The 8,182-nt window shown below is 48.7% G+C and carries 9 protein-coding genes and 1 pseudogene; 4 read left to right on the top strand and 6 right to left on the bottom strand.

Features of this window, described 5'->3' with window-relative positions:
* Nucleotides 1-327 precede the first annotated feature (327 nt).
* Both PN498_RS13720 and PN498_RS13715 read right to left on the bottom strand, forming a co-directional pair.
* Complete coding sequence (locus PN498_RS13720; protein ID WP_272063374.1) at nucleotides 328-768, bottom strand: hypothetical protein; 441 nt, start codon at nucleotides 766-768, stop codon at nucleotides 328-330.
* Complete coding sequence (locus tag PN498_RS13715; RefSeq protein WP_272063373.1) at nucleotides 765-2,072, bottom strand: acetamidase/formamidase family protein; 1,308 nt, start codon at nucleotides 2,070-2,072, stop codon at nucleotides 765-767. The genes PN498_RS13720 and PN498_RS13715 overlap by 4 nt, the downstream gene beginning before the upstream one ends.
* Before the next feature lie 389 nt (nucleotides 2,073-2,461).
* Between PN498_RS13715 and PN498_RS28595 the strand changes: the two are divergent.
* Nucleotides 2,462-2,587, top strand: a pseudogene (locus PN498_RS28595) (DUF3368 domain-containing protein); the annotation flags it as partial.
* 3 nt (nucleotides 2,588-2,590) lie between these two features.
* Here PN498_RS28595 and PN498_RS13710 read toward each other — a convergent pair.
* Both PN498_RS13710 and PN498_RS13705 read right to left on the bottom strand, forming a co-directional pair.
* Complete coding sequence (locus tag PN498_RS13710; RefSeq protein ID WP_272063377.1) at nucleotides 2,591-3,013, bottom strand: molybdenum cofactor biosynthesis protein MoaE; 423 nt, start codon at nucleotides 3,011-3,013, stop codon at nucleotides 2,591-2,593.
* Nucleotides 3,014-3,082: 69 nt separating this feature from the next.
* Complete coding sequence (locus tag PN498_RS13705; RefSeq protein WP_272063372.1) at nucleotides 3,083-4,117, bottom strand: aspartate carbamoyltransferase catalytic subunit; 1,035 nt, start codon at nucleotides 4,115-4,117, stop codon at nucleotides 3,083-3,085.
* A gap of 41 nt (nucleotides 4,118-4,158) precedes the next feature.
* Between PN498_RS13705 and PN498_RS13700 the strand changes: the two genes are divergently transcribed.
* Nucleotides 4,159-4,743 carry a hypothetical protein gene (locus tag PN498_RS13700; RefSeq protein ID WP_272063371.1) on the top strand — a complete coding sequence of 195 codons (585 nt, stop codon included), beginning with the start codon at nucleotides 4,159-4,161 and terminating at the stop codon, nucleotides 4,741-4,743.
* Nucleotides 4,744-4,804: 61 nt separating this feature from the next.
* On the opposite strand, the gene PN498_RS13695 is transcribed toward PN498_RS13700, so the two are convergent.
* Complete coding sequence (locus PN498_RS13695) at nucleotides 4,805-5,800, bottom strand: stage II sporulation protein M (RefSeq protein WP_272063370.1); 996 nt, start codon at nucleotides 5,798-5,800, stop codon at nucleotides 4,805-4,807.
* A 91-nt stretch (nucleotides 5,801-5,891) separates the two neighbouring features.
* Here PN498_RS13695 and PN498_RS13690 point away from each other — a divergent pair, with 91 nt between their 5' ends.
* Nucleotides 5,892-6,758 (top strand): hypothetical protein, encoded by an 867-nt coding sequence (locus PN498_RS13690; protein WP_272063369.1) that lies wholly within the window; start codon nucleotides 5,892-5,894, stop codon nucleotides 6,756-6,758.
* The gene (locus PN498_RS13685) at nucleotides 6,755-7,564 is read left to right on the top strand and encodes an RDD family protein (protein WP_272063368.1); all 810 of its coding nucleotides are present in this window, start codon (nucleotides 6,755-6,757) and stop codon (nucleotides 7,562-7,564) included. Before PN498_RS13690 ends, PN498_RS13685 begins: the two co-directional genes overlap by 4 nt.
* 74 nt (nucleotides 7,565-7,638) lie before the next feature.
* Here the strand turns inward: PN498_RS13685 and PN498_RS13680 are convergent, their stop codons facing one another.
* Nucleotides 7,639-7,977, bottom strand: coding sequence for a pentapeptide repeat-containing protein (locus PN498_RS13680; protein ID WP_272063367.1), 339 nt, complete (start codon nucleotides 7,975-7,977; stop codon nucleotides 7,639-7,641).
* Nucleotides 7,978-8,182 lie beyond the last annotated feature (205 nt).

Here is an 8,182-nt window from a genome sequence, read left to right as displayed (position 1 = left end):
CGATACGGAAAGCTTTCGTAAATCGCTTGGCGAAATTGGCGCAGCGGTTCAAGATAGGTTGACATCAGTGGTAGGGCTTAGAGTTTCCAATCCTCTACCACTTTCCTGCTCTTCAGTCACCCTGATTGTCCAAAGTCCAGAAACTTAACGCAAGAAACGTTAAGGCAGATTAAGTTTCACCTTGACGAGAATGTCAGTCATGCTGTGGACAAGGGCTTACGCAGGCGAGGTATTAATGTGACTACTACATCCGAGCAAAGTATGATACGGAACACATTCCCTATCTTCAAAACACTGTGGTTTAGGTAAGATGCTGCAAGGCCCAGGTTACAGATGTGCTTGCAACGTCTCTCTAATCAAAGCCGCATGTTCTGCCCGGAAGTCATTACGACTAATTAAAACATAGTCTTCTGTTTCAAAGATTTCTTGCAGCTGTGTAGGTTGTAGCTGATCATACGGGGGCTGATAGCTTTGCCAGGCGATTAACTCTGGCCGAGGCAAAAGGGCCACATCAAGCTGCTGCGTACTAATTAAACTCGCTACCCGCAGTGAATCGCGGGCGCGAGTAACCATAGCTCTGGACTCAGGAATCTCGTCGGTAAGGGTATGGGCGATCGCCTGGCCGAGGTCATAGGCTGCAGCATTTTCTCGATTGACTACGATGAATAGATGTAGCTTTCGGTACACCTTCCATTGAGGAAAGGGAGTGTGGGCTAATGGGAATAGGGCGATCGCACCTATATTCTGCAAGCATTCGCGACGCTTCACTGCAAGGCCACCTCTACACTACGCTGGAAATTGTTTTGTGAGGTCTCTAGCTCGGGAAAGATGGTCAGCGGAATAATTGCTGATACTAAATAATTAGGCACATCTACGAGTTGTCCAATCCGTAAGTCTGCTGCCACGCTGGCCACGACATAAGCTTGCTCAGGGGTCAATCCATGATTGTTGACAAGATAATCAACCATGTCAATGAGTGCATTGCGGGCTGCTAAGGTCAGATCTTCCGATAAATTGCTGAGGGGTTCTAGCACCTCGCTGTTTAGATAAGTATGGTAAGGCGGAATCTCGCCAGCCTGCTTGATCGGAATTCCCGTCGTCGCATAAAACGCCTCGGGGGCTAATGCCTTGAGCTGATCGCCTCCTTCAAATTGAGGGGCCTTGACTTGTGCACCCAACCCTTCCCGAATCTCAGTTGATACAGTAACCGTAGCTCCCATCTCAATCGCAGTCCCTGAAACTTCTCCGTCTCCTTGGGCATAATGCACATCCCCAGCAAATAATCCACAGCCATCTATGAAGCAGGGAAACAGCACTGTTGTTCCCACCTGCATCTGCTTCACATCCATATTGCCACCGTTTTCACGAGGGGGAACCGTGCGGATACAGCGGTCCCGGTCTATCCCTTCAGGACCACACAAATCAGCGGGCAGCGCTCCTGTTGGCAGGGGAGTCAAAGAGATGCCCCCGGCTTCTGCAAGTTCGGCTTCGCGGGTGAGGAAGGTTTCTAGCTCAGGTTCGCCAGGCAGCACGCCCAAGGATCCAGCAAACGGTGCAAAGGGAATCTCTACTTGCGGAATCTCTTCTGAGACTGCAACGGTCCGATCAAGACTCCAATTGGCGATGTATGGATCGGGGAACAGATCACGCAGAAACCCAAATCCAGGCGCAATCACTGTATAACCATAGGGATCGGGTTCAATATCTTCAATCGTCACAGCGAGGACATCTCCTCGTTTAGCCCCCTCAATGAAGATAGGTCCTGTCATCGGATGCACTAACGACAAATCAGCGGCAACCACATCTTCGGGAGTAGACCCTAGCTCAAAGGTCCCATCAAACGCATCGCGAGTACCTAATACGATTGTTTGACCTGGCTGAGCAGTGGCAGCAGGAGGAATATCGGGGTGGAAGCGGTTGAAGCAGGCTGGATCTTCTATACAAAACTGCCCCGTTCGCTCTATGACCAAGGAGTTAGATGTTTGACTCCTGACAGCAGTTGCCCCTGAAAATATCAGCGCTGTAGCTAAGACAAAACTTAGCCAGCGTAGCTTCCAATCTCTCTTTCTCACACCCGCTCCAATTCCTGGCTAGGAATAATATGAATTCCTGTTTAATAGCAAAGTTGGGAGAGTCTTCGTAGCCATTGTTGCTACAGTTTTTCAGTGGACGTTTCTGTCACACAAGCTTCTCGCCATCTCTTATGACCATTGCAGTAAAAACTGATTGGATTCCTCAGATATTCAAAAGAGAAATTGGATTCACAATGGATTAGCTGCGAGTACAGACTGTGAAGAATCAGGCATTGGTCAACACATTGAGAACATAAATAGGTGCTGGTGAATCCGAAGCGATCGCCCTTGCCCTGGAAATTGAACACGTACCGATATTGCCAGATGACAAAAAGGCTCGCCGAATTGCAGAACAGCTTAATCTTTAGGTTACGAGAACACTTGGACTTCTCCTGAAAGCTAAGAAAAAGAGTATTCTTCCAGCAATTCGCCCTCTTTTGGATGACCTAGAAAGGGCTGACTTTCGTGTGTCTAGCAAGCTGCGAAATAGAGCTTTTGAGCTAGCAGAGAAATGATGACTATGCCTCTTCCTCGCAAGCGCCAATGCTGACCCAAGTGCTAGAGCCATCTTGCCAGTGTTCCTTCTTCCAGATAGGGGCGTTGTGTTTGAGGGTGTCGATCGCGTATTGACAGGCGGCAAACGCTTCTCCTCGGTGGGGACAGCCCACAGCTACCAGCACACTAATTTCACCGACAGTTAACTTGCCCGTACGGTGATGGATAACAACGCGGGTGATGTCTGTCCATTGCTGGCGAATCTGCGCTGCAATTTGCTTGAACACCTCTATCGCCATCGGTTCGTAAGCCTGATATTCCAAGTAGGAAACAGTGCGGCCATCGGTGTTGTCGCGCACCATGCCGCTCATCACCACGATCGCCCCATTACACGAATCATCCGCCAGTTCATATACAGCGGGCAAAGATAACGGTGCAAACGTCATTACGAAGTGATCGCCCTCCGCCACAGCAGGGTTGGGAACAAAAGGAAGAGGAGTTGATAGAACCACAGGCTAATTTCCGTCGAGGACTTCAGCATTTCGGCCACGGGTGCCTATCAAATATAGTAAAGCCATCCTGGTGGCGACACCGCTCGTAACCTGCTGACCGATTAGGCTGCGCTCCGGATCATCCATTAACTCAGAGCTGATTTCGACACCACGATTCACCGGAGCAGGGTGCAGAACTTTGACGGCAGGGGAGCAGCTTTTCAAGCGCTCGTGGGTAATGCCGAACTGGTGGTGATATTCTCGCACGCTGGGAAGCAAATATTGGGCCATGCGTTCCCTCTGTAGGCGTAGAGTCATCACAAAGTCAGCCCCTTTTAGAGCGGCCTCTAGGCTGGTATGTTGCTGTAGCTGGCGGGAGATGTCAGGAGGCTCAATGGGCGATCGCTGAAAACTATCCACAAACCTTGCAGGTAAGAGTGTCGGCGGTCCTGCTAGGTGAACTTCAGCCCCGCAGGCGGTCAAACTCCATAGATTAGAACGAGCGACTCGCGAGTGCACAATATCTCCTACAATCGCGATCTTCTTGCCTTTGAGAGATTGAATATTAGGATTCTCCGGATTGAGCACAGTGCACAATGTCAAGAGATCAAGAAGTGCTTGGGAAGGATGCTCATGCTGTCCGTCGCCAGCATTCAGAACACCGACACCTGTTTTCAGCCTGTCCAGTTCAGCCGCGATCGCGTGGGGAACACCCGTAGCCGCATGGCGGATGATCATGATGTCAGCCCCCATTGCCAAATAGGTTTTCGCTGTGTCTAAAATAGTCTCGCCTTTGGTTAAAGAAGAGCTGCCTGGCGCAAAATTAAGGACGTCTGCTGAAAGCCGTTTGGCCGCTAGCTCAAAGCTGCTGCGAGTACGAGTAGACGGTTCGAAGAACAAGTTAGTAACGACTTTGCCCTGGAGCGTTGGCACCTTCTTATTGCGGCGAGAGAGGACATCTCGAAAGCTGACTGCTGTACTGATAACAGTCTCATAATCTTGAGGGGTGAATTGAGATAACGAAAGAACGTGTCGATGATTCCAGGCAGTTTCAGCCACAGCAGCAACCTATCTAAGGCACTCATTGGGAGGGCGTCAATATGACCAAAGTAAGCTTACACCGCTTTGTAAATGTGCCTCGGCAATTTTCCAAAGTTGTGGGGTGGGGGCTGAGCCTTTGGACAGTGGGTGCGATCGCTCCCCTGCTGGCATTGGCTCAAGAAAATATACCCAATATTCAGCCTGTTCGTATTCATTTCACCTCCTTAGCTTTGGCTTTAGAGACGACGGAGGAATTTTGGCAAACCGTTGCTGAGAATACTCCAGACCTCATCACTATCATGCTGTATACGCCTCCAGCTAGTTGTGAAGGCTATGTTGGCGAAGCAAAGATCGTCGCAAAAGACGATGCAGTTTCTCAAACGGTTCACTATCTGTTGACGGATGAAATACCTGACCTGATCAACTTTGACTTAGCAGGTTATCGTGTCCTATCCAACAGTGATGATGACAGCGTCACGATTGATTTTCGCCGCAGACCCGACACCCAGCGCCAGTTTGTCTCTCTGGCTACCTGTGAACAGCGTATTCTCTTCGGCAGCCTACAGCAGACCCTACTTGAAAATTCAGAACTTGGAATTGAATCAGTTGAATTTACGGAGCAGCGTGAACCTATTCGCCTCTAACAGGATCGGACACAAAAGCTCTCATTATCCTTTTGCCGTCAGTTAGACCTTCTATCTTCAGCTACACGTCTTTGGCAGGTCGATACAGGCAGTAAGTAATCAGTATTAAAAACAGCACGCTACCCGTCGCATATTTAATCAAATTAGGGACAAAGGGACTAGGGGAATAGAAGCCCTCGATAATGCCTGCAATGACCAGCATCGGCACAATGCCATAGACAAGCTCAGCTGCCTGCCGTCCATAAACTTGCAAAGCGTCAATCCGGCGATAGTTTCCAGGAAGCAAGATGGCTCTAGCGAGCAGCAAGCCCGCGCCACCCGCAAAAAAGATGGCAGGTAGCTCCAGCGATCCGTGGGGAAAGACAAAAGCCCAAAGATCATAGGCCAAGTCAGTTTGGGCAACTAGAGTCGCCACAGAGCCAATCATCAAACCGTTGAGGACCAGAATGAAAACAGTAAATCCTCCCGGAGGGGTCACGATCGGTACCTCCGGCAGAAAATAAGCAACGCCACCAAAGATGGCTTTGAAGCAGACGCCAATGTTGTTGACCATGATGGCGCTAGAAGCGACAGGCTCCCGACCTAAAATCGAAACTGTCCAAAGCTCTTCACTCTCCTGAACCTCAGCGACAAATCCTGGACTAAGGACTAGGGACATAAAGGAGGGATCTTGCCACGAGTACCACCAAGCGATGAGGCCACTGGTGACAAACAGGACGGTGGCGATCGCAATATAAACCCACGAAGCTCGCACCGCCGCTGGAAATCCATATTGATAAAACGCTAACACCGACTGCCAATCTTGCCGCCGTGACCCCTGGTAAATTTGACTATAGCTGCGAGAGGTCAATCCCTGTAAATCCTGAATTAACACATCTCCAACGTGATGGGTCCGTGCCCGCGCTAAATCAGCAGACACTGACCGATACAAACTGGCTAATGTCTTAATTTCTGTGGTTTTCAAAGAATTTAGACCTTGCTTCTCAGCTCGATTTAGCAAATCGTCTAGCTGCCGCCAGCTGGCTTCTCGTCTAGCAATCCAACGCTGAATGTTCATGAAAGTAAATAGTCGGCTTACGCTTGACCTAGGATGTGGGCAGATTAGTTAAAGATACGCACCCTTATTTTTACCCCAAGAATCAAGACCCATGGCATATCAATCTCCTCGCCGAATGCGTCCGCTGAATGTGGGTGATGTGGTCAGTGGTGGCATTAGTTTGCTAAGAAGTCACTTCAAAACCTACTCTGGACTGAGTCTGAAAGCTGCACTTTGGTATCTGATTCCGGTTTACGGTTGGGCAAGGGGGCTAATGATTTTTGCCCAAATTGGCCGATTAGGATTTCAAGAAGTCGTTCACCAGCCAGAAACACCTGCTGTAGCTTTGCGGAAAGTAGAGCCGCGCATGTGGAGTTTCTTAGGGGTCGCATTTTTAGTAGGGATTATTCAGCTGGCCATTAACTATGCGATTTCTGCGGTTGCAGGAGTAGTCATCGTTCCGCTAGCTGCTATGGGGGCAGCTGGGGCGGCTGCAGCTGTCTTATCGGGCGTGCTGGTTGTCTTGGTGCAAGTTGTTGTTTTTGCAGCTCAAACTTGGATTCAAGCTCGGTTTTGGCTATACGACATGATTATTGCCATGGAACCTGACAAAGACGCAACATCCTCCATTTCCCGGAGTTGGGAACTGACCCAGGGGTCTGCAACTCGCGTCCTGTTCGTGTTGCTGGTGTCCTATCTCGTCATGCTGCCCCTATATTTGCTAACGCTGGTGCCGTTTTTGTTCACCATTCCTTTCTTCTCGAATACAACAGGAGATGGAGGCAGCAGCGATATTGCCTTGGGCATCGCTTTTTCGATCGCCCTCCTGGTGTTCATCATCCTGCTCTTCTTCGCTATCGTACTGGCAGCTCCTTTCTTTCAATCCATCAAAGCTGTTCTTTATTACGATCTGCGGAGCCGTCGAGAAGGGCTGGATATTCGTATCAGCGATCGCCCACAAGATCGCAGAAATCTATGAAACTCTTCAAAACCATCACAATTCGAACACCGGAAAGTGTAGAGCTAGAATTCACTTTGGCCGGAGTAGGGAATCGGGCTTTAGCGCTTCTGATCGACTACGTGCTGGTGTTCTTGTTGCTGTCGCTGGTCTCTTTTTTAGCGTCTTTTTTGAGCGAGCAATTAGTTGCATTATTTGCAGCTTTAGGCGGTGGTGCGGATGCTGTTGATCTCTGGCTAGTAGCGTTGGCGTTGGTTCTCTCGGCTTCCATCTATTGGGGATACTTCGTCGGATTTGAAGCTTGGTGGCAAGGGCAAACACCCGGAAAGCGCATTACCAAGATTCGCGTCATCAATGACACCGGAAAGCCCGAAGGCGTTTTTCAGGCGACTTTGCGATCGCTGTTGCGTCCGGTGGATGACATTTTGTTCATTGGGTTCTTTTGCATCCTATTTGGACAGCAAGAGAAACGTATCGGTGACTGGCTCGCTGGCACGCTGGTCGTTCAATCTGAGCAAGCGGTGGGGGATGCCAAAGTAACGGTATCGACTGATGCCAAGACCCTTGCACTAGAGCTGATAGAACAGGCCATGATTGGCAATCTATTGCCAGACGATTTTGCGGCTTTACGAGAGTATTTGCAACGGCGAAAGTCCTTAACTAAAGTAGCGCGGCAACAGCTCAGCGTCGATCTTGCTCGACAGCTACGAGAAATTATTGAACTTGAAAAGCTGCCCCAAGAAGAGATGCCTGCCGAGCGATTCCTAGAAGCAGTCTACACGGCCTATCAACAAAAGTTTGGCGATCGTCGTCGTTCTTATCGATAAAACATACAGTCAAGCAGCGCAAAATAAAAATTAGTCATTAAAGCTTTTCTACCCAAAATTCTTGGATATTTCTATTATTTTTTCCAGCAGCCAATAGGGGATTTCTGCCCGTCCACCATAAACGCGCCACAAAGATTTGCGTCTTTCATATTGACAGCTTCAAAATAAGCATCTTCAAAATTGGCACCTCGTAGATCAGCCTCCGACAAATCGACATTAACAAAGCGAGAACCTTTGAAATTCGTATTCCTAAGGTCTGCTCCGCTTAAATCAGTTCGCACAAATTCTTGCCAACTCAAAAGGCAGTTTGTACAACGCTTTGTCAAATGCAAAGCCACTCTCTCAGCCATTTTTCCATTAGGCAGAAAGAAAAAGACAATAGGCGTCATCACGAGGATATTTCGAATTTTCATAAATTCTCCCCTTATGACCATGGGGCTATCAAAAAGAACCTAGCATTATTCTCATATCAAAATACCTCTGCTCATGGAATTTAACATAGTAAGATTGAAATCTTTGTTTTTGATGAATAGCACGGAATTACCTTTATAGATCAGCTTGGTAGCTCAATTTGAAGTTATGAGGTCAACGAAGAAATAATAACCAGACCTACGCAAA

The organism is Oscillatoria sp. CS-180 (assembly GCF_028330965.1).
Taxonomy (GTDB): Bacteria; Cyanobacteriota; Cyanobacteriia; order Phormidesmidales; family Phormidesmidaceae; genus Halomicronema.
This window is presented reverse-complemented; position numbering and strand designations above follow the sequence as displayed.